The 23,609-nt window shown below is 64.9% G+C and carries 22 protein-coding genes; 16 read left to right on the top strand and 6 right to left on the bottom strand.

All coding sequences use genetic code 11. From position 1 onward, the window contains the following. Positions 1–9: 9 nt before the first annotated feature. Both BM269_RS24620 and BM269_RS24625 read right to left on the bottom strand, forming a co-directional pair. Positions 10–693 (bottom strand): RES family NAD+ phosphorylase, encoded by a 684-nt coding sequence (locus BM269_RS24620; protein WP_229204789.1) that lies wholly within the window; start codon positions 691–693, stop codon positions 10–12. Continuing rightward, on the bottom strand, positions 694–1,131 hold the full coding sequence (locus tag BM269_RS24625; protein WP_090443630.1) for an MbcA/ParS/Xre antitoxin family protein: 438 nt from the start codon (positions 1,129–1,131) through the stop codon (positions 694–696). 132 nt (positions 1,132–1,263) lie between these two features. Here BM269_RS24625 and BM269_RS24630 point away from each other — a divergent pair, with 132 nt between their 5' ends. The 3 genes from BM269_RS24630 to BM269_RS24640 are packed head-to-tail and all read left to right on the top strand — an operon-like array spanning position 1,264 to position 3,895. After that, positions 1,264–2,637, top strand: coding sequence for a type VI secretion system baseplate subunit TssF (locus BM269_RS24630; protein WP_090443633.1), 1,374 nt, complete (start codon positions 1,264–1,266; stop codon positions 2,635–2,637). Beyond that, entirely contained in the window at positions 2,601–3,410 is an 810-nt protein-coding gene (locus BM269_RS24635) for a type VI secretion system baseplate subunit TssG (RefSeq protein ID WP_170860476.1), read from the top strand. The genes BM269_RS24630 and BM269_RS24635 overlap by 37 nt, the downstream gene beginning before the upstream one ends. Positions 3,411–3,442: 32 nt before the next feature. Further along, a complete protein-coding gene (locus BM269_RS24640; protein ID WP_090443637.1) occupies positions 3,443–3,895 on the top strand; it encodes a YybH family protein in 453 nt (150 codons plus the stop codon). Here BM269_RS24640 and recJ read toward each other — a convergent pair whose 3' ends face one another. Next, entirely contained in the window at positions 3,896–5,590 is a 1,695-nt protein-coding gene (recJ, locus tag BM269_RS24645) for a single-stranded-DNA-specific exonuclease RecJ (RefSeq protein WP_090443640.1), read from the bottom strand. Beyond that, a complete protein-coding gene (locus BM269_RS24650; protein ID WP_090443643.1) occupies positions 5,587–6,576 on the bottom strand; it encodes a hypothetical protein in 990 nt (329 codons plus the stop codon). The genes recJ and BM269_RS24650 overlap by 4 nt, the downstream gene beginning before the upstream one ends. Before the next feature lie 65 nt (positions 6,577–6,641). On the opposite strand from BM269_RS24650, the gene BM269_RS24655 reads away from it, so the two are divergent. The 7 genes from BM269_RS24655 to dcd all read left to right on the top strand — a co-directional run bounded on the left by BM269_RS24655 (position 6,642) and on the right by dcd (position 14,609). Beyond that, on the top strand, positions 6,642–7,892 hold the full coding sequence (locus BM269_RS24655; RefSeq protein ID WP_229204790.1) for a lipoprotein-releasing ABC transporter permease subunit: 1,251 nt from the start codon (positions 6,642–6,644) through the stop codon (positions 7,890–7,892). Beyond that, entirely contained in the window at positions 7,885–9,147 is a 1,263-nt protein-coding gene (locus BM269_RS24660; protein ID WP_090443649.1) for a lipoprotein-releasing ABC transporter permease subunit, read from the top strand. The genes BM269_RS24655 and BM269_RS24660 overlap by 8 nt, the downstream gene beginning before the upstream one ends. Then, the gene (gene lolD / locus BM269_RS24665; protein ID WP_090443652.1) at positions 9,140–9,817 is read left to right on the top strand and encodes a lipoprotein-releasing ABC transporter ATP-binding protein LolD; all 678 of its coding nucleotides are present in this window, start codon (positions 9,140–9,142) and stop codon (positions 9,815–9,817) included. The genes BM269_RS24660 and lolD overlap by 8 nt, the downstream gene beginning before the upstream one ends. 10 nt (positions 9,818–9,827) lie before the next feature. Next, positions 9,828–10,631, top strand: coding sequence for a TatD family hydrolase (locus BM269_RS24670; RefSeq protein WP_090443656.1), 804 nt, complete (start codon positions 9,828–9,830; stop codon positions 10,629–10,631). A gap of 25 nt (positions 10,632–10,656) precedes the next feature. After that, positions 10,657–13,098: a DNA internalization-related competence protein ComEC/Rec2 gene (locus BM269_RS24675; protein WP_090443659.1), complete on the top strand. Its 2,442-nt coding sequence runs from the start codon at positions 10,657–10,659 to the stop codon at positions 13,096–13,098. A 63-nt stretch (positions 13,099–13,161) separates the two neighbouring features. Next, complete coding sequence (locus BM269_RS24680; RefSeq protein ID WP_090443662.1) at positions 13,162–14,001, top strand: alpha/beta fold hydrolase; 840 nt, start codon at positions 13,162–13,164, stop codon at positions 13,999–14,001. A gap of 41 nt (positions 14,002–14,042) precedes the next feature. Next, positions 14,043–14,609 carry a dCTP deaminase gene (dcd, locus tag BM269_RS24685; protein ID WP_090443665.1) on the top strand — a complete coding sequence of 189 codons (567 nt, stop codon included), beginning with the start codon at positions 14,043–14,045 and terminating at the stop codon, positions 14,607–14,609. Between the two features lie 3 nt (positions 14,610–14,612). Here dcd and BM269_RS24690 read toward each other — a convergent pair whose 3' ends face one another. Then, entirely contained in the window at positions 14,613–16,163 is a 1,551-nt protein-coding gene (locus BM269_RS24690; protein WP_090443668.1) for a HAMP domain-containing sensor histidine kinase, read from the bottom strand. Positions 16,164–16,166: 3 nt separating this feature from the next. Next, positions 16,167–16,850: a response regulator transcription factor gene (locus tag BM269_RS24695; protein WP_090443672.1), complete on the bottom strand. Its 684-nt coding sequence runs from the start codon at positions 16,848–16,850 to the stop codon at positions 16,167–16,169. 126 nt (positions 16,851–16,976) lie between these two features. Between BM269_RS24695 and BM269_RS24700 the strand changes: the two genes are divergently transcribed. From BM269_RS24700 to BM269_RS24725, 6 genes are all read left to right on the top strand, one after another. Next, entirely contained in the window at positions 16,977–17,435 is a 459-nt protein-coding gene (locus BM269_RS24700) for a Spy/CpxP family protein refolding chaperone (protein ID WP_090443675.1), read from the top strand. After that, the gene (locus BM269_RS24705; RefSeq protein ID WP_090443678.1) at positions 17,425–17,958 is read left to right on the top strand and encodes a hypothetical protein; all 534 of its coding nucleotides are present in this window, start codon (positions 17,425–17,427) and stop codon (positions 17,956–17,958) included. The genes BM269_RS24700 and BM269_RS24705 overlap by 11 nt, the downstream gene beginning before the upstream one ends. A gap of 13 nt (positions 17,959–17,971) precedes the next feature. Next, positions 17,972–18,823: a dioxygenase family protein gene (locus tag BM269_RS24710; protein ID WP_170860477.1), complete on the top strand. Its 852-nt coding sequence runs from the start codon at positions 17,972–17,974 to the stop codon at positions 18,821–18,823. A gap of 172 nt (positions 18,824–18,995) precedes the next feature. Further along, on the top strand, positions 18,996–20,150 hold the full coding sequence (locus tag BM269_RS29690) for a hypothetical protein (protein WP_211482746.1): 1,155 nt from the start codon (positions 18,996–18,998) through the stop codon (positions 20,148–20,150). Positions 20,151–20,155: 5 nt separating this feature from the next. Next, positions 20,156–21,415, top strand: coding sequence for a hypothetical protein (locus tag BM269_RS24720; protein ID WP_090443683.1), 1,260 nt, complete (start codon positions 20,156–20,158; stop codon positions 21,413–21,415). Between the two features lie 13 nt (positions 21,416–21,428). Next, positions 21,429–23,603, top strand: coding sequence for a hypothetical protein (locus tag BM269_RS24725; protein WP_090443685.1), 2,175 nt, complete (start codon positions 21,429–21,431; stop codon positions 23,601–23,603). Positions 23,604–23,609 lie beyond the last annotated feature (6 nt).

Consider the following 23,609-nt stretch of genomic DNA (forward strand, 5'->3'; position numbering starts at 1 on the left):
TTTTTACTCTTAAATCGTGGGAATCTGCTCGACGATAGCCGCCGGCGAACCCCGCCATGTTAACCGATACGCCGGTCCTTTGCGAACATTGCCCACCAGCGCGGGACGGAAACAGGCCAGGTTGGTGCCGCCTGCGCGGCGCACGCTCGGGTAGATGATGCCGGTCGAGCCTTCAGCGAGCAGGCTGCGCGCCAGGCGTTGCGAGGCGACGTAGCTTTCCGGTGCCAGGCAAGCGGCATATTCAGGCTGGCCGCAGATGTCGTGGAACTGGGCGCTGAAGTCCGAAAGCAGGGCCTGGTAGCTCACGCTGTCGTCAAAACGGTCGATTTCGGCGTATTCCACGGTCTTGTGGAAGATGACTTCCGCCAATGCCGTTTCATGCTCGAAGGCGCAGTACCAGGCGCCGCGCTGGCCGTCGTTGAAACGGCTGCCCTGCGGGCGGGCGTAGGTGAAGGCGGCATTGATGCTGCGGTAGTTGGGGACGTAGTAGACGAGTTCCTCGATGCCGATGCCGATGGCGCCGCCGTGTTCTGCGCGCAGGCGGGCATTGGTGGCGTTATCGAGTTCAAATAGCTGGTGCAGCTCGGCGTCGTTATCGGCGAGGGCGGCCAGCACGGAATCTTCTTTATAGACAAAGCGCGATGGGATCAGGCGCACGGTGTCGAATTGGCGCAGCAGGCGGAATGGCGGCAATTACAGGCCTCCGCGACGAGCGTCGAGCAATTGGCGCACGGTCTGCATGGCGAGCAGGCCGCCGGCTTCCATATAGTCGAGCGGGGTGCGGCCGCCAAAAATACTGTTGCGGTTGGCCAGGCTGACCCATTCGTCGGCCAGCTTGTCGCCGTAGATGATGTGCAGCGACTTGTAGATGCCCAGCAGGTAGGAAATGCGCGTGATGCGGTCCACTTCAAGCACGCGGTCGGGGTGCTTTTTCCATTCGTAGAAGGCACTGCTGGATAGGCCGCCCAACAGTTCGCGGGCATCGTCGTCGCGCAGTTTCCAGGCCGCGGCGATCTTGAAAAAGCCCTTGAGGGCGGCGTGCGACAGGCGTTCACGTTCCTCTTTGCGGCTCAGGTCGACCGGCTGGGGGATGGTGTATTCGCTGTTGGGGTAGGCAAATGCGGGATTCATATATCCTCCGTTTATGGATTGTTTATACTCCATTTCCGCATTTATTTCAAGTTGAATGTGTTTGTGCGGAGTCAAAACGGGAAGCGCTGCCTGCTGTCAATATTGCACTAGATCATCGACTAGGGGCGCGCGATGGAGAAGATTCTTCCTGCGCTGGAGGGGCAATTGCGGCGCTTCAAGGTGAATGCAGCCGGGATGGCTGAGCGGCATCCGGGCTTGGCGCGGCAGCTTGGTGCCCGGGATTGGCCGCCCGATGTCCACGTCGACCGCCTGGTGCAGGGCGTGGCGGCGCTGCACGCGCGCACGGCACTGGTCCTGCAGAGGGCGCATTGCCAGCAGGATGAGCATGCGCTTGAGCTGCAGTTCCCAGAGCAGCTGCGCCCGTTCCCGGAGTGCCGCATCGGCCCCGCGCGGCAGGCTGCGGTCCTCGCTGCCTGTTATTGTCCAGGCCCGCCGGCTGCAATTGAGCTCGAGGTCGATCCCGGCCCGCAGCCTGCCGACAGCGTGGACATTTTCATCGACGGTGACGCTGCGTTCAGTGGCGCGCTTCGCAACGCGCTGCTGGCGGGCGGGAGCCGCCAGCTTGCGTGCCGGCCGTTTGCGCCGACGGGGCTGGACCCGGCGGAAGCGCTGCTGCCACGAGCGCCTGGCGCGCATGCCGGGCTGGCGCTGCTGCGCGAGTATTTCACCTTTCCCCCACGCTTCAACATCCTGCGCCTGGATCTCACCTCGTTTGTGAACGGCGGGCGCGGCAAGTTAAGCTTGCCAGTACCCGCAGCACGCCCTCTGGAAGCACTGCAAGCCAGCCATCTGCGCGCCGGCTGGGCAGCACGTGCCTGCCTGCGGCGTGCCGCCGCGGCGCCGGTCAGAATCGACGGGCGCCAAAGCGAATACCTGGTCTCCGTTCCGCCCGAGCTGGAAATTTTCAGCATCGACCGGGTGCACGTAGGCGGGGCGGAGGACCTGGGATGGGTTGCACGCCGAGTCGAAGATGCGCCGGCCGGCCATGAATGGCGCATCGCCTTCCACGGCGCACGGGGCGCGGTTGGCGCGGTCGCTTCGATCGACGTGACTTGCTGCGAACGCGACAAAGTGCTGGCCCGTCCGGCACGCGGCGCGGGTTGCCGCTGGCAGCTGAACTCGCTGCTGGCGCTGGAGCAGTTGCCGCTTGAAGCAGGCGCGTTGCGCGAGCTGATGGCAACGCAAGCCATCGACGACTCCCCAGCGAGCCACGCGATCATCAATGCGGTGCGCGCCCTGGACGTCCAACCCGCGGCCCTGCGCCCGGGCCGGGCCGCGCCCCTGATGGGAACCGACATCCGGCTGCAGGTCGATGAAGCGGCATTCGCAGGCAGCGGCCTGCTGCTGTTCGGACAAGTCATGGACCGCTTCTTTGGCGAATGCGCGCACATGAATACTTTTACCCGGCTGGTGCTGGTATCGGCCGAGACCGGCGAGGAGCTGATGCGATGCAAAGCGAGGAACGCTGGAACGCTGCTGGAGTGAGCGCAGCGGAGCCACAGGGATTTGGCATGTTCCAGTTGGCTGGCCTGCTTGGCGCGCCCGAATGGCGAAACGCCGTGTCGCTGGCGTTTCCTGCGAGCGATGTCGCGGCGGTGGATGGAAGCGCCGTCACGCCAGGCTGCATAGGATTGCTCGGCATGGCCGGCGCGCTGCCCTACCACTACACCGAGGCCGTGGCCCGGGCAGGCGGCGTTGGCGCGCGCGCATTTATCGACCTGCTGTCTGCGCCGGCCATTGACGCTTTTGGCACGGCGTGGCGCGAAGGCCGGCCCGAATACACGCCGTTGCCTTTCATTCCCGCCCAACGCGGCACCCTGAAGGCGAGGGCGGTTGGCGAACGGTTCGCGCAAGCCCTGGGGGTGCAGGTGCGGATCGAGCAGTTTGCCGGTCGCTGGGAGAAGCTGCCGCCAGGGCAAGCCACTGCGCTCGGAGGCGGCAATGCGTGCTGCGGAACAGGAGCGCTGCTGGGCGAACGCTTGTGGCGGACCGACAGCGCCGTGCGAATCCATGTGGGGCCACTGGGCCACCAATTGGCCCAGGCATTCCTGCCTGGCGGGCGGGGCGCACAGGCCTTGTCGCAGCTATGGCGTTCGGGTGCAGCCGATCGTGGCGTGCAGGCCGAGGCCCGCGTGCATTTCGGCCCCGGCGTGCACGCCGGCGCACAGCTGGGCGCTGGCCGGCGACTGGGGCATGATGCGCTGCTGGGCACGCAGCCCACCGGCGAAAGGGATGACTTGTGTTATCGCCTTTGCTAGTATTTGACCACCCAATAATGCGAGGAGGCGAGATGAAGAAGGCGATCCTGTTGGCGGCTATTGCCGCGACGACGGCGTGCACCAGTCTCCATGTACCACCGAGTAATGCGGAATTGAAGCAACAGGTGGCCGACACCGAGCGCGCTTTTGCCGGCACCATGGCCAAACGCGATCACCAGGCTTTCGTGACGTTCCTGGCCGACGAGACGATCTTCTACAGCGGGTCGAAAGCCTTGCGCGGCAAGGACACGGTCGCTGCGGAGTGGAAGGCCTTTTATGAGAAGCCGGAAGCGCCGTTCAGTTGGGAGCCCGACCAGGTCGAGGTGCTCGATTCCGGAACCCTGGCGCATTCCTCGGGACCGGTGCGCGACCCGCAAGGCAAGGTCACCGCCCGTTTCAATTCCGTCTGGCGCCTGGAGGCGCCCGGCAAATGGCGCATCGTGTTCGACAAGGGCGAACGCGTTTGCGACTGCAAGAAGCAGTAGTCAGGCCGATTCGGCGTGCTCCACCAGCAACTGGACCCGGGTCACGCCGTTGTATTCGTTGGCATCCAGGCGGAAGGCCACGCGGGCCCGTTCTCCCAGCGCATCCGTATGGCCGAACCAGATGGCGTCGTAGCGCACGCCTTTCTTTTCCAGCATCAGCTTGAGGTGGCGGTCTTTCAGGATGCGCTGGCTTAGCACGCGGAATTCGTCGCAAAATACCGGCGGCGCAAAGCCCTGGCCCCAGACCTGGCCATCGAGCAGCTCGATGAACTGGGTCGTATAGCAGTTCTCTTCCAGCGGGCCATCGGTTTCCACCACGCGTTCCAATTGCGATTCGGTCAGCCAGGCCTGGCCGATTGCCTCAAAGGCGGCGCAGAAATGCTCAAAGGCTTCGGCGCGCAGGCTCAGGCCTGCCGCCATGGCGTGGCCGCCGAACTTGTCGATCACGCCCGGCGCGCGCTTGGACACCAGGTCCAGCGCATCGCGCAGGTGGAAGCCGGGGATCGAACGGCCGGACCCCTTGATCATGCCGTCGCCCGCTGGGGCAAAAGTGATGGTCGGGCGGTAGAAGCGCTCTTTCAGGCGCGAGGCCACGATGCCGATCACGCCCTGGTGCCAGCCGTCGTCGTAGACGCAGATCGTGCTGCGGTCGGCCGGCTGGAAATCGTCCAGGTGCAGCAGGGCGGCATCCTGCATCTCCGCCTCGATCTCGCGGCGTTTCAGGTTGATGTCGTTAAGCTGCTGCGCCAGCTCCCAGGCGCGGGTTTCATCGTCCGTCAGCAGGCACTCGATCCCGAGCGACATGTCTTCCAGCCGGCCGGCCGCGTTCAGGCGCGGGCCGAGGGCGAAACCCAGGTCGAAAGGAGAGGCGGTACGGGACGCACGACCGGAAACGCGGAACAGCGCCGCCACGCCGGGGTGCATGCGGCCGGCGCGCATGCGCTTCAGGCCTTGGGCGACCAGGATGCGGTTATTGGTGTCCAGGCGCACCACGTCGGCAACGGTGCCCAGTGCGACCAAATCCAGCAGGGCGTCCAGCTTGGGCTGGGTCTGGGCGTCGAACACGCCGCGGCGGCGCATTTCGGCGCGCAGTGCCAGCAGCACGTAGAACACCACGCCCACGCCGGCCAGGTGCTTGGACGGGAAGCCGCAAGCAGGCTGGTTGGGGTTCACGATGACGCGGGCATCCGGCAGGCTGTCGCCGGGCAGGTGGTGGTCGGTGACCACGACGTCGATGCCGCGGCGCTTGGCTTCTTCCACGCCTTCGATGCTGGCGATGCCGTTATCGACGGTGATGATGATGTCGGGCGATTTCTCGCGCGCGGTCAGTTCGACGATCTCCGGCGTCAGGCCGTAGCCGTATTCGAAGCGGTTGGGAACGATGAAGTCCACCTTGGCGCCCATTGCGCGCAGGCCGCGCATTGCGGTGGCGCAGGCAGTGGCACCGTCGCAGTCGTAGTCGGCCACGATGACCATGCGCTTGCCGGCTGCGATGGAATCGGCCAGGAATTCGGCGGCGCGGCCGATATGCAGCAGGCCGGAAGGCTGCATCAGGGCGGCCAGTTCGCTGGAGAGTTCCGCGGCGTTGTTCAGGCCGCGTGCGGCAAACAGGCGGGCCAGCACCGGGTGGACGCCGCCTTGGCGCAGCAGTTCGGCTTCCTGCGACGGGCAGGGACGGATGGCGATACGGGTCATTGCGTGAGGTTCTTCAGGTTCTGTGCGCGCCAGAATTTGCGCAGGGCGGCTTTGCTGGTGCGGATTTCGGTCCAGCTTTCGCGGCTGGTCAGGATCATTGCCAGTTCGGTGATGCGGCCGTCGCGCAGCGCGGCCAGCAAGGGGGCGAACCATTCGTGCTCCAGTTGCTGCATCGCGCCAAGCCAGGCGCCCCAGTCGTTGCCGGCGCCAGCCGGAATCAATTGAGGCAGGATGACACTGCCGCTCCCTCCCGGAGCCGCCGTCACCCCTGGTGTTCCCAGGGCGGCCAGCCAGGACGGGGCCGCGCCGGCGGCGACCGCAAGGGACTGCGCCGGGGCGCAGGCGGCGGGGGGCGCCGCGCCGCTGGCGCCGCCCCACATCCAGAACGAATTCACCGGGGCCAGGCCGCGCTGCTGGCGGGCTTCGTTGACGGCATGCTCGTGCCACAGCATCTGGATTTCGTTCTGCAGCTTCTTGAAGGCCAGGGCGGTAGGGCCGACAGGCATCCAGTCGGCCAGGTTGCTGCCCATGGCGGCATCCGGCGACGCGGCATCCAGGCCTTGCCAGCCATCCGCGCGCATGAACCAGGTCTCGGCATCGCCCCAGACCAGTTCGTCGAAATAGGGCTTGGCCAGCTCGAACAGCACGCGCGAATCCGCCTGGTCCAGGCACAGGCGGCGCGCATCCGCCAGGACCAGGTGGTTGCGGGCGAGCTGGATGTGAACTGGATGGACGATGAACCAAAAGCCTTCCTTCGGCGCCAGTCCAAAGCCTTGCATGACGGCGGCGGCGAGGGCTCCGCGCTCCTTGGCCAGCCATGCTTCATGCGGCAAGATGCGGTTTTCGTCGCCGCTAACGTGCTTTTTCAGCAAGTTATTGTGTGAGAGTAATGTCGCCAGGGCGGGCGCCTGCAAGTTGCGGGACAGTTCAGGGGCCAGCTCGGCGGGAGGTAAGGCGAAGGGAAGAACGACGGTCGTGGAAGCCATGCGGCATTGTAGTGGAATCTCTTTATATGGCAAACTGCGGGCTTTACTGTGTCAATTTAATAAAAATGCCGTTTGAATGGCTGGTTGGCTTGCGCTACACGCGCGCAGGCAGGCGCAATGGGCGCAATAGCTTCATCTCCTTCATCTCCGCGATTTCGATGGCAGGCATCGCTCTTGGCGTTACCGCCTTGATCGTGGTGCTGTCCGTCTATAACGGCTTCCAGACCGTGGTGACCGAGCGCATGGTGTCGGTGCTGGGCCACGTGGAAGTCTACGAGGTCAGTGGTGCAGGCCTGGGCGATTGGCGCGCGGTCGCTGCCGACGCCGCCCGTAACCCGCAGGTGAAAGGCGCCGCGCCGTTCGTCGAGATGCAGGGCATGCTGGTGCATGGCGGCGATTTCCTGCGCCCTTCCATTGTCCGAGGAGTGCTGCCGGGCGAGGAACCCAAGGTCTCCGATATTGGCAAGCAGATGAAGCAGGGTACGCTCGATGTGCTGCAGCCCGGCGCCTTCCATATCATCCTCGGTGCCGAACTGGCACGCGAACTCGAAGTGAAGGTGGGCGACAAGGTGGCGCTGGCACTGGCACAAGGCAATTCCATGTCGAACATGGCGCCTACCATGCGTTCCTTCACGGTGGCGGGCACTTTCGAGGCCGGCCACAACGAATTCGACGCCGGCCTGGCACTGGTTCACCTGAGCGATGCCCAGGAATTGATCAATGCTAGCGGCCCGTATGGACTGCGCCTGCGCCTGCACGATATGCAGAAAGCGCCGGCCGTAGCGGATGAACTGCGCACGGTCATGCCGGGCCGCCTGGTGATCCGCGACTGGACCAAGCTCAATTCGGCCTGGTTTGCGGCGGTTAAATCGCAAAAGAACATGATGTTCATTATCCTGACCCTGATTATCGCGGTGGCGGCCTTCAACCTGGTCGCGACGCTGGTGATGACGGTCACCGACAAGCAGGCCGATATCGCGATCCTGCGCACGCTGGGCGCCTCGCCGTTTTCGATCATGAAGATATTCGTGGTGCAAGGCGCGCTGGTTGGCGTATGCGGCACCGCCATAGGTGTCGTTTGCGGCGTGCTGGTGGCCCTGAATGTCGGCACGATTGTGGGCGGCATTGAGAGCCTGTTCGGCGTGAAATTCCTGTCCCAGCAAATCTATTTCATCAGCGCGGTGCCGTCCGACCTGCGCTGGGGCGATGTCGCCTCGATCGGCGGTACGTCCCTGTTGCTGGCCCTTGTTTCGACCCTTTATCCAAGCTGGTGGGCCGCCCGTGTAAAACCTGCGGAGGCCCTGCGTTATGAGTAAAAACCTCCCATTCGAATGGATTGTCGGCTTGCGTTATACCCGTGCGGGCAAGCGCAATAGCCGGAATAGCTTCATTTCCTTCATCTCCCTGATTTCGGTCGGCGGCATTGCGCTCGGTGTGGGCGCCATGATCATCATCCTGTCGGTGATGAACGGCTTCCGCAAGGACGTTACCGGCCGCATGCTGTCGGTGCTGGCGCACGTGGAAGTGTTCGAGCGCGGCACCAGCTTGCCGAACTGGCAAGACCTGGCCAGGAAGCTGCAAACCAACCCCGAAGTGAAAGGGGTTGCACCGTTCGTGCAGGCGCAGGCCATGTTGTCGCACGGCGGTGAAGCCCTGCGGCCCGCCGTCGTGCGCGGCGTCCTGCCGGAGGCGGAGCCGAACGTGTCCGACCTGGCCAAAACCACTCGTTACGGCAGTTTCAACGATTTGCAGCCAGGCGAATTCCGCATCGTGCTGGGGATCGACCTGGCGCGCGCGCTGCAGGTCAACTTGGGCGATAAAGTGACCATGGTGCTGCCGCAGGGGACTGTAACCCCGGCCGGCATCGTGCCGCGCATGCGCAACTTCACCGTGGCCGGTGTGTTTGTGGCCGGGCACCAGGAATTCGATGGCGGCATGGCGTTCATCCATATCGAGGATGCCCAGAGACTGTTGCGGCTTGAAGGTCCTGCGGGCCTGCGCCTGCGCCTGGAAGACATGCACCGCGCCCCGGAGGTGGCAGGTGAGCTGCAAAAGCTGGTTCCGAAGGAAATGACTGTACGGGATTGGTCAAAACTCAATGCGACCTGGTTCGCAGCGGTGCAAACTGAGAAACGCATGATGTTCGTGGTGCTGGCGCTGATCGTGGCGGTAGCGGCTTTCAACCTCGTTTCGACCCTGGTCATGACCGTGACGGACAAACAGGCCGATATCGCCATCCTGCGCACGATTGGCGCTTCGCCGCGCTCGATCCAGAAGATCTTCGTGATCCAGGGCGCGCTGGTAGGCCTGCTCGGCGCGGCGCTCGGCGTGGCGGGCGGCGTGCTCGTGTCGCTGAATATCGACGTCATCGTTCCATTTATTGAAAACCTCCTGGGAGTGCAGTTCTTGCCTAAAGATATTTACACAATCAGCTCTGTGCCATCGGACATGCACTGGCCCGATGTCGGCGTGATCGGCGTGGTAGCCGTGCTGCTGGCGTTTGTGGCGACCTTGTACCCGAGCCGCTGGGCGGCCAACGTCAAACCTGCGGAGGCACTGCGCTATGAGTAATGTGCTGAGCTGCCGCGACCTCGGCAAGACCTTCGCCCAAGGCAATTACAAGGTCAAGGTACTGGAAAAGATCAACCTGTCGGTGGCGCGCGGTGAGCGCGTGGCGATTGTCGGGGCTTCCGGTTCCGGCAAATCGACCTTGCTGCACCTGCTAGGCGGCCTGGATACGCCGAGCGATGGCAACGTGGTCTTGAAAGGCAGCGATTTCGCGTCGATGAGCGAGGCGGCGCGCGGCGACTTGCGCAATCGTGAACTGGGCTTTGTCTACCAGTTCCACCACCTGCTGCCGGAATTTTCGGCACTGGACAATGTGGCGATGCCGTTGCTGATCCGTCGCACCAGGCGCGCGGAAGCGGAGCGGCAAGCACGTGAAATGCTGGCGCGCGTGGGCCTCGAAAAGCGCGTGACCCACGTGCCGGGCGAACTGTCCGGCGGCGAACGGCAGCGCGTCGCCCTGGCCAGGGCCCTGGTGACGCAACCGGCCTGCGTGCTGGCCGATGAACCGACCGGCAACCTGGATCACTCGACGGCCGAGAAAGTGTTCGACCTGATGCTCGAGCTGTCGCGCACCCTGGGTACGGCCTTCATCATCGTCACCCACGACGCCAGCCTGGCCGAGCGCTGCGACCGCATGCTGCGCCTGACTGACGAAGGCCTGAATCCTGCCTGAGGACCGTGCCATGTGGACCGATACCCATTGCCACCTTGACGCCCACGAATTCGGCGACCAGGCGCTGACGCTGGCTGCCCGGGCGCAGGAACGCGGCGTGGGGATCGTGGTGATTCCGGCCGTCGATCGGGCCAATTTTGCCGTGGTGCGCGAGCTGGCGCACCAGGCTCCCAATGCCTGCTACGGGCTGGGCATCCATCCGATCTACGTGCCGCATGCCGTGGAGGACGACCTGGACTTCATGCGCGAAGCCGTGGCGCAGGCGATGCACGATCCGCGCTTCGTGGCGATCGGTGAGATCGGCCTGGATTTCTTCATTCCCATGCTGGCCGAGCCGGAGATGCGCGAGAAGCAGGTGTTCTTCCTGCGTGAACAGCTCAAGATCGCGCGGGATTTCGACTTGCCGGTGCTGTGCCATGTGCGCAAGTCGCAGGACCAGGTGCTGAAGCACGTGCGCCAGCTTGGGCCCGCGGGAGGCATCGCGCACGCGTTCAACGGCAGCTTTCAGCAAGCGCAGGCCTATATCGATGCCGGTTTCAAGCTCGGGTTCGGCGGCAACCTGACATTTACGCGCGCGCTGCAGATCCGTCGCCTGGCGGCTGAATTGCCCCTGTCTTCCATCGTGGTCGAGACGGATGCGCCGGATATCGCCCCTTCCTGGGTGCATCCGGGCGTGAATACGCCGGCCGAGGTGGCCGGCATCGGCGAGGCACTGGCCGGACTGCGCGGCGAGGACCCGGTGGCGGTTGCGGCGGCGACTACCGGGAATGCTTTGGATGTGATGCCGCGCTTGCGGGCCTTGATGCCCGCCTGACCGGACAGCCCGCCGGGGAGGGGAGATGCGCTGCGCCATCCTCGGCCTGATCGGCGGCGTCGCCTGGCTCCAGGCGCAGCCGGTTTTGCCGAGTGCGGGCATCCAACTGGCCTGCGCGCTGGCCGCAGCATTGGCCGCAGCCTTGGCCGCCTTCGCCGCTGCGCGCGTTGAACGGCGCGCGCTCGCTGTCCTTCGCGCGGGCCTTGCAGTCGCGGCGGGGGCGTTGGCGGGTTTCGCCTGGGCCGCCTTCATCGCGCAAGGCGCGCTGTCCAAGGAACTGGCGAAGGCCGACGAGGGCAGGGACTTCGACATCGTCGGCACCATCGACAGCCTGCCAAGCCGGCAGGACAACAGCATACGCTTCAATTTTTCCGTTGAGTCGCCATCGGATGTGCCTCCGCGCATCGTGCTGTCCTGGTATTCCGGCGCGCGGGCAGGCAATCGTGCGCCGCCGCCCGAATTGCTGCCGGGCGAGCGCTGGCGCTTGAAAGTGCGCGTGCAACGGCCGCATGGCAACGCCAACCCGTTCGGTTTCGACTACGAATTGTGGCTGTTGGAGCAGGGCATCCGCGCCACCGGATACGTGCGCGCCGAGGGCCGTAACGAGCGCCTGTCCGCCTTTGTGCCGACACCGCACAATGTCGTCGAACATATGCGTCATGCAATCCGGGAGCATATCAACGCCGCTTTGCCCGATGCGCGCTATGCCGGGGTGATCGCCGCGCTGGCGATGGGCGATCAGCGCGGCATCACGCAGCAGGACTGGCAGGTCTTCAGCCGGACGGGCATTTCCCACCTCGTTTCCATTTCGGGCCTGCACATCACCATGATCGCCGGCCTGGTGGCTTGGCTGGTGGGCTGGCTCTGGCGCAAATCGTTCTTCATGCCGGAATGGCAGTTGCCTTTGCTGCTGCCGGCAGCGCGGCTGGCGGTGATTGCGGGCTTCCTGGCTGCCTGGGGATATGTTGCGCTGGCGGGATTCGGCGTACCGGCGCAGCGCACCTTGTACATGCTGGCGGTGGTGGCGCTTGCAGTCTGGCTGGACCGGCTGTCGGCGATTTCGCATGTGCTGGCGCTGGCGGCAGGCGTTGTGGTGATCCTCGATCCTTGGGCCGTGATGTGGCCCGGGTTCTGGTTGTCGTTCGGGGCAGTTGCAGCGATCCTGTACGCGACGGTCGGCAGGATGGCGCAGGCCGGCGCGGCGGAGGATGCGCCGGCGGGCACCCGGCGGCACGCAGCATGGCTCAACCGCCTGCGCGACAACCTGCGCCTGGCCGCCGTAACGCAGCTCGCGGTAACGGTCGGCCTTGTCCCGCTGACAATGCTGCTTTTTTCGCAAGTATCGATCGTCAGTCCGCTGGCGAACGCCATCGCGATCCCCGTTATCAGCCTGCTGGTGACGCCGCTGGCATTGGCAGGCAGCGTGCTGCCGCACCCATTGGCCGCACCTGTGCTGCGATGCGCCCACTGGCTGCTGGAGGCCTTGCTCGACCTGCTGCATTGGATGTCCGCCCAGCCATTGGTGGTCTGGTCCGCGCCAACGCCAAGCGGGCCGGTATTCGCCTTCGCCCTGGCGGGAACCGCCTGGATGCTGGCCCCGCGCGGCTGGCCGCTGCGCTGGCTCGGACTCGCGTGCTGGCTGCCGCTGCTGTCGGCGCAGCCGGACAGCCCGCCGCCCGGCGTATTGCGCGCCATCGCCTTCGACGTCGGACAGGGCATGGCCATCCTGATAGAAACAAACAAGCACCGCCTGCTGTACGATACCGGCCCGGCCTACACGCCGGAATCCAACGGCGGCAACCGCGTGATCCTGCCATACCTGCGGGCGCGCGGCATCAATACGCTGGACGGCATGATCGTCACCCACAGCGATAGCGATCATTCCGGTGGCGCACTGGCGATCCTGCGCGACATCCGCACCGGCTGGGTGTTGTCTTCGCTGCCGGCGGGCCACCCGATCGCGCAAGCAGCGGCCCTGCACACACATTGCATCGCCGGCCAGGCGTGGGAGTGGGACGGCATCCGCTTCGAAATGCTGCACCCCACTGCGGCAAGCTACGATGACCCAAGCCTGAAGCCCAATGCACGCGGCTGCACGCTGCGCATCGCCACCAGAAACGGCAGCATGCTTCTGCCGGCCGACATCGAAGCGGCGCAGGAGGCTGCGCTGGTAGCGGCCATGCCCGAACAGCTGCGCGCCGGAACGCTCCTGGTGCCACACCACGGCAGCGGCACCTCATCGACCCCCGCCTTCCTGGCCGCGGTGCAGCCGGAACATGGAATTTTCCAGCTCGGCTACCGCAACCGCTACCACCACCCGCGTGCCGACGTGCTGCAACGCTACGTCGAACTGGGCGCCGGTATCTGGCGCACCGACCAATCCGGGGCCATTTCAATCGAAATCGGCGCTACGCAACGGCTCACCGCCTACCGCCAGCTGCATGCCCGCTACTGGCATGGCCGCTAAACCTGAGCGATAATTAGAAGATTTGTACGAAACACTAGTTGCCATTGCTTTTAGAATAAGTTGATGACGAAACCGAAAGTCCATTTCGCGCACGCGAACAGTTATCCCGCAGGGACCTACCGCCAATTCTTCGAGTACCTCGGCCAGGATTTCGAAGTGCAGGCGCTCGACATGCACGGCCATAACCCGCGCTACCCGGTGGAAGACGGCTGGGCCAAGCTGGTGGAGGAACTGATCGCCGAGCTGGAATCGCGCTACCGCAAAGAACCGGTGATCCTGGTCGGGCACTCCCTGGGCGGGCTGCTTAGCCTGATGGCTGCCGCCCAGCGCCCGGAACTGGTACGTTGCGTGGTCATGCTCGATTCCCCGGTGGTTGCCGGATGGCGTGCCAAGGTATGGCGCCTGTTCAAGGGTACCCGTTTCTCGGACCGCTATTCCCCGGCGCGCTTCTCGGTCAAGCGCCGCAACGTCTGGCCAAGCCACAAGGAAGCGCTGCGCCACTTCGCCAGCAAGGAAATGTTCGGCGCCTGGGCCCCCGGGGTCTTGCTCGATTACCTGGAGCACGGCCTGGTCGATCACCCGGAAGGCGTGCAATTGCGCTTCAGCCGCGATACCGAAACCGCCATTTACCGCAGCCTGCCGCACCATATCGGCACGCTGGTCAAAGGGGAGTTCCCGGTTCCCGTCGCTTACGTCGCGGGCGATAACTCGGTGGAAAACCGCCAGGCTGGCCTGGAGCATACCCGCCAGCTGGTTGGCCGCAACTTCCGCATGATGCGCGGCTCCCATCTGTTCCCGATGGAGATGCCGCGGCAAGCGGCTGAAATGACGCGCGACGTGATCCGCCAGATGCTCGGGAGAGAGCTCCAGGCCGGCGAAGCGCCCCAGCGCATGCGCGCCTGATGTAAAATCCGCACCATTATTTAAACCAGAAAGCACCTGCGATGACGATTAAAAGCGACAAATGGATACGCCGCATGGCGGAACAACACGGCATGATCGAACCGTACGAGCCCGGCCAGGTACGTGCCGTGGACGGCCGCAAAGTGATTTCCTACGGCACTTCCTCCTACGGCTACGACATTCGCTGCGCCGACGAATTCAAGGTGTTCACCAACATCAACAGCACCATCGTCGACCCGAAAAACTTCGATTCGAACTCCTTCGTCGACGTGAAGAGCGATGTCTGCATCATTCCTCCGAACTCCTTCGCACTGGCCCGCACCATCGAGTACTTCCGCATTCCGCGCAACGTGCTGACCGTTTGCCTGGGCAAATCGACCTATGCGCGCTGCGGCATCATCGTCAACGTGACCCCGTTCGAGCCTGAGTGGGAAGGTTATGTGACCCTGGAGTTCTCGAATACCACCCCGCTGCCGGCCAAGATCTACGCTGGCGAAGGCTGCGCCCAGGTGCTGTTCTTCGAAAGCGACGAAATCTGCGAAACCTCGTACAAAGACCGCAACGGCAAGTACCAGGGCCAGCACGGCGTGACCCTGCCGAAGGCTTGATCGCTAAGCACTGATCAGCGGGAGCGAGAGCTCCACGCAAAGTCCGCCGCCGCTTCGATTGGCGGCGGCAATGCGGCCACCGTGCTGCTGCACCACCTGCTGGGCGATTGCAAGGCCCAGTCCATGTCCATCCACGTCCTTTTCCGTGTTGCTGCTGCGGTAGAAGGGCTGGAAAATTCTCCCCAGGTCTTCCTGCGCTACGCCAGGGCCGTTGTCCATGACGCGGATGCGGATGAAACGCGCGTCGAGCGCGGTTGCCACGTCGACCCTGCCGCCGGCGGGGCTGTGCTTGATGGCGTTGCGCACCACGTTCTCGATGGCGCGGGCCAGGAGTTCCGGTTGACCGTTCAACTGCGCGTCGGCGGTGCTGGTGAAGGCGACTTCGCGGCCGTTGGTGGCTGCTTCGAATTTGGCGTCCTGCACGATGTCGTCGAGCAGTTCGCCTATGCTGAATTCCTGCTTGGGGGCGTCGAATGCGCCGGCTTCCAGGCGGGACAGGGTAAGCAATTCGCCGACCAGTTTGTCCATGCGTACGCTTTCGCGCTCGATCCGTTCCATCGACGCGGCTGTCTTTTCCGGCTGCTGGTGGGCCAGGCCGATCGCTGCCTGCAGGCGGGCCAGCGGAGAGCGCAGTTCGTGCGACACGTCGTGCAGCAGGTTTTTCTGGCCGTCCAGCAGGCCGCGCAAGCGGCCCGTCATGCGGTCGAAATCGCGGCCCAGCGTGGTGAGTTCGTCGCCGCCGGCGCGCGGTTTGGCGGTGAAGCGCGGGGCGAGGTCGCCGCTTGCCGCAGCGTCAAACGCCTGGCGCAGTGCCCGGATGGGGCGGGCGAAGTACCACGCGAGCAGGGCGGCGAACAGCAGGCTTGCCAACACGGCGGCACCAATCGGAATGAAGGGCGTCAATGGGCGGAAGCGCGGCGGCGGGCCGCCCGGGTCGCCACGGCCAGGCTGCGGGGCTGGACCGGCGCCCTGGCCGGGACCTCGCCCCTGGGCGGCGCCGGCGTCAGAGCGTGCGGCGTCACCTGGCGGCGGTGCCGGAAGTTGGCGACCTTCCGGGCGACCATCCGGGCGGCGGAAGGCACGCGGGTCGAGGCCAGGGATCCCAGAGCCAGCGAGCAGGTTGCGCGAGTCCGGCGCGTCCAGGGCGCCCTGGTGGCGGCGGGAAGGCAGGAACAGCAGGTAACGCTGGCCGTTGGGCGCAGTGACCTGGCGGACGCCGCGTGGGTCCGGACTGGCCAACCTCTTCTGCGCTTCCGACAGCATGCTTGGCGTGCTGATCCGGCCCAGCAGCTCCTTGCCGTCATCACCGACCGCATACACACGGTGGCGCGGCATATTCTCCAACAGCTGGCGCAAACCCTCGGTGCCGCCGAAAGCCAACGTGGCGGCGGCCGACTCGATCGACATTTCCGCCGGCGGCCCGGTCTCGATATCGGAGGGCCGCGCTTCAGCGGCAGCGCGCGCCTTGAGCCACACGGCACCGCCAATTGCAGCGGTGGCGGCTACCTGGGCGAGCAGGATCGAAAAGAAGAACTTCCAGAACAGGCGGCCCATGGCTTACTCCCGGATCAACTGGTAACCCAGGCGGTACACCGTTTGCAGGCAGGAGCGCCCGTCCGAAATGGAGCCCAGTTTGTGGCGCAAGCTGCTCATATGGACATCGATATTGCGGTCGAAACGCGCCATCGGCCGTCCCAATCCCTGCTCGGACAGCACGTTCTTGCTGACCGGCTTGCCCGCATGGCGCGCCAATACTTCAAGAAGATTGAATTCTGTGCTGGTCAGCTCCAGCGGCACGCCGGCCCACGCCGCGCGGCGCTGTTCCGGCCACATGGTGAGCTGGCCGACGACCAGCGGCCCGCTACCGGTATCGGGCACGGCCTGTGTGCGGCGCAGGATGGCGCGGATGCGCGCAGTCAGCTCGCGTGGCGTGCATGGCTTGGTGACGTAATCGTCGGCACCCAGTTCCAGGCCGACAATGCGGTCGGTATCGTCGCCGCGCGCGGTCAGCATCAGGATCGGCATCTGGCTCACCGCGCGGATGCGGCGCAGTGTTTCGAGGCCGTTCATGCGCGGCATCATCACATCCAGGACGGCGATGGCATACGCCCCCGTCAATGCGGATGCGGTGCCCGCTTCGCCATCGTGGGCGGTGCCGACTTCGAAGCCTTCCTGCTCCAGGTATTCCCGGAACATGCCGACCAGTTCGACGTCATCGTCAATCAATAGGACCTTGTTCATGGCCCCATGATATCAAATCGTCCCTGCCTGGCTCCTTCATCTTTACACGTTTTTACCTGCTACTTACGGCGCTTTACAGACTGTAGCCAGAGAATGGAATCTCACCATCACCACTGGAGATTCACGATGAATAAGAACACCTTGACCCGGCTCCTGCTGGCAGCCGCCATGGCGCTGCCGCTGCTGGCACGCGCGGAGGAAGCCATGCCGACGGAGGGGGATCGCCCGCACATGGCAGGCCCGCGCGGCCATTTCAGCCCGCACGGCTTGCCATTCCTGCACGGCCTGGAGCTGTCGGAAAGCCAGGAGGACAAGTTGTTCGAGCTGATGCACAACCAGGCGCCATACCTGCGCGAACAGGAGCGCGCCCACGAGAAGGCAATGCGCGCCCTGCACGAGATGCGCAATGCCGAGAAGTTCGATGACGCTGCCGCCGCCAGGCTGGCGCAGGCCGCCGCGCAGGCGCAAGCCAACCTGACGCTGTCCCATATCCGCACGCACCAGAAGGTGCTGGCCCTTTTGACCCCGGAGCAGCGTGCCCAAATCTCTTCCCGTCAACAGCGAGGCGGCTTCAATGAACGTTAATCCAGTCGGTTTCGGCGGCTACACCAGCCAGCTCTCCGCCAGCGCTAGCGAGCAGGCGCGCCAGGCTCCGCCACCACCGCCACCACCGCCACCACCGCCACCCGGTCCGCCGCCGGGCGAGGGCGGCTTTATCAACGCGATCGGCTCGGCACTGGAGTCGCTTGGCGTCACCGATGTCGCGTCGACCGACAAGGATAGCGCGGCATCCTCGCTGGGCAGCTTCCTGCAGGAGCTCATGACTGCCTTGCACGGGCAGGGCGAGGCCAATGGCGCTCAAGCGGAAGCTCCCGCAGGCCCCGGCCGCCTGGCGGAGGACTTGCAAAGCCTGCTCTCTTCGCTGCAAAGCGATTCGTCCGACACCGGCGAAACATCGTCGCTCGAGTCTTCCTTCTCGTCGCTGCTCGCGTCGCTCGGTGCCGACAGCAGCGATTCCAAGTCCAAGCTGGCCGGCTTCCTGCAAGCGCTGGCGGACAGGCTGCCACAAGCCGGCGGCAGCGGCAACCTGATTAACACCAGTGCGTAAAAAGGAGAACCTCATGGACGCATATGACCACGGCCTGGCAGCGGACCTGGAAGCATTGATGAATATGGACAGCACCCGCCGCCGTTCACTGCGATGGTTGCTGGCAGGCGCGGCCACGCTGCCCCTGATGGCCTGCGGCGGCGGATCGGTCGGTACGGGCACTGGCAGTAGCAGCAGCGGCAGCAGCGGAACCGGGAGCACCGGCACGGCCACCGCAAGCTGCACGGTGATTCCAGAAGAAACCGGTGGTCCATATCCGGGCGACGGCACCAACAGCAATGCCGGCGGCATCGTCAACGTGCTCACGCAAACCGGCGTCGTGCGCAGCGATATCCGCAGCAGCTTCAATGGCGCCAGCGGGATGGCGGCCGGTATCGCGCTGACCATCAAGCTGAAAATCGTCAACGCAAACAATAGTTGCGGCGCGGCCGGCGAATTCGCCGTCTACCTGTGGCATTGCGACCGCGAAGGCCGTTACTCACTGTACTCCAGCGGAGTGACGGACCAGAACTACCTGCGCGGCGTGCAAGGTGCGGACGCCAATGGCGAGCTGACATTCACCACTATCTTTCCCGGCTGCTACGACGGCCGCATGCCGCACGTGCATTTCGAGGTGTATCGCAGCCTGGCGCAAAGCAGCAGCGCCTCGAACCGTATCAAGACTTCGCAGTTCACGTTCCCGATGGCGACGCTGAACGAAGTCTATGCCACCACGGGCTACAGCAGTTCCGCAAGCAACTTGTCTCGCATCAGCTATACCACCGACAATGTCTTCAGCGATGGCTATTCCCTGCAACTGGGCACCATGAGCGGCAATCTCACCGACGGCTATGTGGTCACGCTGACGGTGGCGGTCGCCGCCTGATCCAGTCCTGATCCAGTCCTGATCCGCGCCGGGGGCGAAGCCGGTTTCGCCCCGGATCCTCCTTTTTCGCCAACTCCCGAAACGGCTTTCGCCGCGGCTCGCGCCTGCCCCAGTGGCAGCGCTGGCACGCGCCTTGCACTAATTCCTGCATGGCTTAGGCATTGGAGAAAGCATGGACCGTCTGCTCAGCTATCGACCGGAACTGGAGCTGTCCCCGGCAGCGCCGCAGGCAGCATGGCGCGATGAAAGCCTGCCGCAAGCAGCTGATTTGTTGGCGGCACGCCGCGAGGGCCGTTTGCCGGCATGGTTCCGCCATGTGGCGCCGGGCCTGGATAGCGTATTGCCCAAGCTTGCCGACCAGGTGCTCTCGGCCGGGCCCAGGGCCGCCCGCATGCTCGGCCTGGAGCTCGAGGGGCTGAGCGCTGAAGACCGCGAATTTGAAACGGCGCGCCAGTTCATGCGGTTTGCCGGACTGGCCGCACGCCGGGCCAGGCAGGCTGCCCGCGGCGATCCGCGCCAGCTCCGGCGCGCTGCGTTGAACATCGCGGCCAGGCAATACGCACCCGGGCTGTTGCCCACCATCGTATCCATCATGGAACGGCGTCCCGTTCCACCATCAGCAGCATCACATCTAAGGGGGATAATCATGCATGACACCGACCGTACCACCCTGGAATTCGGCAACGAAACTTCCTATGAAGGGGAATATGAGTTTGGCGAATCCGAATGGGGCGGTGAAATGGGCCAGCAAGGCATGCTGACCGAAGCTGAAGAAATGGAATTGGCCAGCGAACTGCTGTCGGTCACCAATGAAGCTGAACTGGAACAATTCCTGGGCGGCTTCCTGAAGAAGGCGGCTTCGTTTGCCGGCAATGTGATCCGCTCGCCGGTCGGCAAGGCTATTGGCGGCGCGCTCAAAGGCGTGGCCAAGAAGGCGCTGCCGTTGGCCGGTGGCGCCATCGGCGGCTATTTCGGCGGGCCGCTGGGCGCCAAGATCGGCAGTGGCCTGGCGTCGGCGGCAGGCGGCGCCCTGGGCCTGGAGGCGGAAGGCGAGATGTCGGGCGAGGATCGCGAATTCGACGGCGCCCGCACCTTCGTCAAGGTGGCTGCGGATACCGTCAATCGCGCCGCCCAGGCGCGCGGCGGCGACCCACGCCAGATTGCCATGCAAGCCGCAACTGCAGCGGTGCGCCAGCATGCGCCGGGCTTGCTGGCCAAGGCCGGCCAGCAGTTCGGGCAGGGCGGCCAGCAGGCCGGAGCCGCCGCGCGCGGCAACTCGGGGCGCTGGGTGCGCCAGGGCCGCAAGATCGTGATCTACGGGGCCTGAGACGTATGAGCCCCTACGCCGCCTGGATGCTGGCACAGGAGGCGCGCGCCTTGCTGGCGCGCCTGGCCCGTGTGCTGCCTTTCGCCCTGATCGAGCCGATGGTGCCTGCTGCGGCCCTCTTGCCGCAAGCGCAGCTTGGGATCGAGCGGCAGCTGGTGTCCGGGCGGCGCGAGTTGCGGGCAATGGCGCGCGGTTTCCTGCGCTGGCTGCACGGGCCGCAAGGGCGGCGTGCCAGTGCGGCGCAGGCGCAGCGCCGCTTTACCTTCCTGCGCATGAAGTTCAATGCCGCCCTGATCCAGTTCGACATGTTCAATGACGTGATCACGCAGCGCAGCGAGCACCGCAACGGGGTCTGGCTGGCGGGACTCGATGTGGCATCGGCCGACGCCCTGGCGCTGCGCGGCGGCTACTACAAGGCGCCGCCGGTGATCTGCTACCTGGACCGCGGGCCAGGGGCGGCGATCCGGCGCGCCCGCACCCGTCTGCCGGGCGGCGGCGACAACCCGGTAGCCATCATCCGTGTGCCGCGCGAGCGAATGGTCGGCGCCAGCATTGCCTCTTCCCTGTTTCACGAAGTGGGCCACCAGGGCGCGGCGCTGCTGGACCTGGTCAATTCGCTACGTCCGGTGCTGCAATCGCTGCAGACCGGCGCCACGGGTCCGGCGCCCGTCTGGCAGCTGTGGGAGCGCTGGATCTCGGAAATCGTTGCCGATTTCTGGTCGCTGGCCAGGGTCGGCGTGGCGGCGACCCACGGCCTGATCGGCGTGGTCAGCCTGCCGCGCATCTTCGTGTTCCGCCTCAACACCGATGATCCGCACCCGGTGCCGTGGATCCGGGTGCTGTTGAGTTGCGCGATGGGCGAACGCCTTTTCCCGCATCCGCAGTGGCAGCGCATGGCGCGCCTGTGGGAATCGTACTATCCGCTCGAAGGCTTGCCGCAAGCGGACCGGCAACTGCTGGTGCAGCTGCGCGCTTCGATGCCTGCACTGGCCGGCCTGCTGGCCAACCATCGGCCGGCCTTGCTGCGCGGGGCTTCGCTGCCGCAGGCCTTGCAGGTGGCGCAGCGCCAGCCGGCCTACCTGGCCCTGCTGTTTCGCCTGTGGCAGCGCAAGCCGCAAGGCATGTACCGGTCTTCGCCGGTGCTGGTGTTCGCGGTGATCGGCCAGGCGCGCGCGGACGGCATCCTGAGCCCGGAACACGAAAGCATCCTGCTGGCGCGCCTGCTGACGCACTGGGCGCTTCGCAATACCTTGACTGACCTTTGAGGAGAGCTCCATCATGGCAAAGAACGTAACGCAGGCGAAACCCGGCGGCGGGCATGGCCGGATCGACGTGCATGTGCGGGCAATGACGCCGGCCAACGGCGCCGTTCCGGTTGTGCATGCAAAACTCAACCTGTACAAGCTGACGCAGGGTGAAGTCGATGCATTGAAAGCCGGCAATCGGATCGAGGGCCAGAGGGCGGCTGTCGATGCCAACCCGGCATGGATGCTGGTCGCCCGCACGCACACCGGGCCCGCCGGCGATGCCCAGTTCGCGGGGTTGGAGAACGGCTTCTACATCGTGCTGTACATGAATGTCAGCCCGTTCGACAAGAACATGTTCAGGGGCCGCCTGATCGGCATCAGCGATGGCGACATGCGCGGGGAGTGTGCCTACCAGCTGGACACCAAATTCCGGCTGGAGACCGAGTTCTACGCCAACGGCGAAAAGCTGTCGCGGCTGCACGGCCTGGTGGGCGACCACGCCTGGGTAACGGTCAAGCACGACGCAAACGAAAAGAACCCGATGCCGGAAATGTACTACGTGCCGGAAGCGCCCTTGCAAAGCCAGGGCACGGACGGGGTCGAGTCGAGCGCGCGGCTGAACTCAGTCGGTAGCACGGAGGTGGCGGTGGGCGTGTACATGCGCGCCTATGACGACACCGGTGCGGTCGATCCGGACGACGCGGCCCATTACCGCAACGCCAGGCAGGTGATTGTCGATGAATCCAGTCCGCTGCAGGTGGCAGGAAAAATCACCACCCAGGCCTCGCGCACCGAGGCTGAATGGCGTCCCGTCATCGCCCATTGGACCTTGATCAGGAACAGCGCCGAGGCGCTTTCCTTCAACAACTACCAGCTCTTCGTGGACCACCTGTTCTGCCACAACGCCGGCGGCGTGGTGCCCGACTTCGAGCGCGAGCGCTTCCACGACAAGGAGCGCGCCTTCCGTTCGCTGGAGAAGCGGCGCGCCTTGCCGTTCAACGACTCCGATTCCTACCGCGTGCTGAAGGCCGCGACCGAAGCCTTCGTCATGGTCAATTGCGGCGTGTTGCGCACGCCGTATGCCTTCCGTGGCCAGGACGATGCCGAATACCTGGACCGGCGCGACCTGCCCGACGACCGCAAGCTGGAAGAAGAGCTGGTCAAGCGCTACCTTTCTTCGCTCGACCCGAAGACCAAGATCCTGCCGTACCTGGCCCTGATCCGCAGCAAGCTGCCCGATGTGCGCATCCACATGGGTCACCAGGAGGAGCATGAAGCCGAATTGTGCGCTGGTTTCATCCGCGAGCGCCTGGTCAACCCCTGCATGATGGAGTTGATCTGGGCCTACTGGCAGGAGGAGGGCATGCTGGTGCAGACCATGAATGCCATTACGCGCCGCTTCCAGAACGTACGCTCGCCCGGCCACGGCAGCGGCCCCGATCCGCTGGCCAATATGGAAATCGACATGCTGCGGCCCTTGAACAACCTGTTGTGGGGCTATGTGCAGGACGAACAGCACCGGCTGAGCGTGGTGCGCCGCAACTACGAGTACGACCACCACTATGGCATCCACCTGGACGGCAAGGCGGTGCGCGATTTCCGGCCGGCCGACAGCCGCTCCAAATTCATCGAGGCCTTCCACAACCTGCTGCGCCAACTGATGCCGTTCTTCCGGCAGGACGACGATACCACGGTCAAGGCCGACGCTTTCCCGATCCTCAATGCGCTGAAGGAAGTGCACCTTATCCTGTCGCAGGGGGCGCATAACCAGTTCGGCGACCTGCCGTCCACCGCGCGCATTGAAATGCTGATGCAGCAATGGATGCTGGCGCGGCCCGAATTCCGCGAATTCCTGCCCACCCGCCTGATGGTGGCGCACCCGGAACCGTGGATGGACCGGGTCGATGCGATGAAGAAGGTGCAGGGCTGGAGCGACACCAGCATCGCCCACTTCCGCGACCTGGCCATGTTCGGCGAGCAGTTGCTGCTGTCGATTCGCTACAGCCACTGGAGCGAGGTGTACGACCCGACCGAGGCCTTTGCCTGGGCGCGCTTCTGGCGTCCGCAGGCGCAAGGCTATATGCACGCTTACCGGGCCGTCACGGGCGTCGACCTGACGGCGGAGACCGCGAATCCGAAACTGGAGTCCACCATGCCGTCGGTGCTGCTGCGGCAGCGGCTGGAGGCCATGCCGCGGACCGCGTGAGGCGCT

Source organism: Duganella sp. CF458, from assembly GCF_900113115.1.
GTDB lineage: Bacteria > Pseudomonadota > Gammaproteobacteria > Burkholderiales > Burkholderiaceae_D > Rugamonas.

Coding starts and splice junctions, on each gene's coding strand:
- BM269_RS24660 (WP_090443649.1), top strand. CDS start 7,885: ATGAGTAAAAACCTCCCATTCGAATGGATTGTCGGCTTGCGTTATACC.
- BM269_RS24630 (WP_090443633.1), top strand. CDS start 1,264: ATGGAGAAGATTCTTCCTGCGCTGGAGGGGCAATTGCGGCGCTTCAAG.
- dcd (WP_090443665.1), top strand. CDS start 14,043: ATGACGATTAAAAGCGACAAATGGATACGCCGCATGGCGGAACAACAC.
- BM269_RS24710 (WP_170860477.1), top strand. CDS start 17,972: ATGGACGCATATGACCACGGCCTGGCAGCGGACCTGGAAGCATTGATG.
- BM269_RS24625 (WP_090443630.1), bottom strand. CDS start 1,131: ATGAATCCCGCATTTGCCTACCCCAACAGCGAATACACCATCCCCCAG.
- BM269_RS24700 (WP_090443675.1), top strand. CDS start 16,977: ATGAATAAGAACACCTTGACCCGGCTCCTGCTGGCAGCCGCCATGGCG.
- BM269_RS24640 (WP_090443637.1), top strand. CDS start 3,443: ATGAAGAAGGCGATCCTGTTGGCGGCTATTGCCGCGACGACGGCGTGC.
- recJ (WP_090443640.1), bottom strand. CDS start 5,590: ATGACCCGTATCGCCATCCGTCCCTGCCCGTCGCAGGAAGCCGAACTG.
- BM269_RS24690 (WP_090443668.1), bottom strand. CDS start 16,163: ATGGGCCGCCTGTTCTGGAAGTTCTTCTTTTCGATCCTGCTCGCCCAG.
- BM269_RS24695 (WP_090443672.1), bottom strand. CDS start 16,850: ATGAACAAGGTCCTATTGATTGACGATGACGTCGAACTGGTCGGCATG.
- BM269_RS24670 (WP_090443656.1), top strand. CDS start 9,828: ATGTGGACCGATACCCATTGCCACCTTGACGCCCACGAATTCGGCGAC.
- BM269_RS29690 (WP_211482746.1), top strand. CDS start 18,996: ATGGACCGTCTGCTCAGCTATCGACCGGAACTGGAGCTGTCCCCGGCA.
- BM269_RS24705 (WP_090443678.1), top strand. CDS start 17,425: ATGAACGTTAATCCAGTCGGTTTCGGCGGCTACACCAGCCAGCTCTCC.
- BM269_RS24720 (WP_090443683.1), top strand. CDS start 20,156: ATGAGCCCCTACGCCGCCTGGATGCTGGCACAGGAGGCGCGCGCCTTG.
- BM269_RS24650 (WP_090443643.1), bottom strand. CDS start 6,576: ATGGCTTCCACGACCGTCGTTCTTCCCTTCGCCTTACCTCCCGCCGAG.
- BM269_RS24675 (WP_090443659.1), top strand. CDS start 10,657: ATGCGCTGCGCCATCCTCGGCCTGATCGGCGGCGTCGCCTGGCTCCAG.
- BM269_RS24635 (WP_170860476.1), top strand. CDS start 2,601: ATGCAAAGCGAGGAACGCTGGAACGCTGCTGGAGTGAGCGCAGCGGAG.
- lolD (WP_090443652.1), top strand. CDS start 9,140: ATGAGTAATGTGCTGAGCTGCCGCGACCTCGGCAAGACCTTCGCCCAA.
- BM269_RS24655 (WP_229204790.1), top strand. CDS start 6,642: ATGCCGTTTGAATGGCTGGTTGGCTTGCGCTACACGCGCGCAGGCAGG.
- BM269_RS24725 (WP_090443685.1), top strand. CDS start 21,429: ATGGCAAAGAACGTAACGCAGGCGAAACCCGGCGGCGGGCATGGCCGG.
- BM269_RS24680 (WP_090443662.1), top strand. CDS start 13,162: ATGACGAAACCGAAAGTCCATTTCGCGCACGCGAACAGTTATCCCGCA.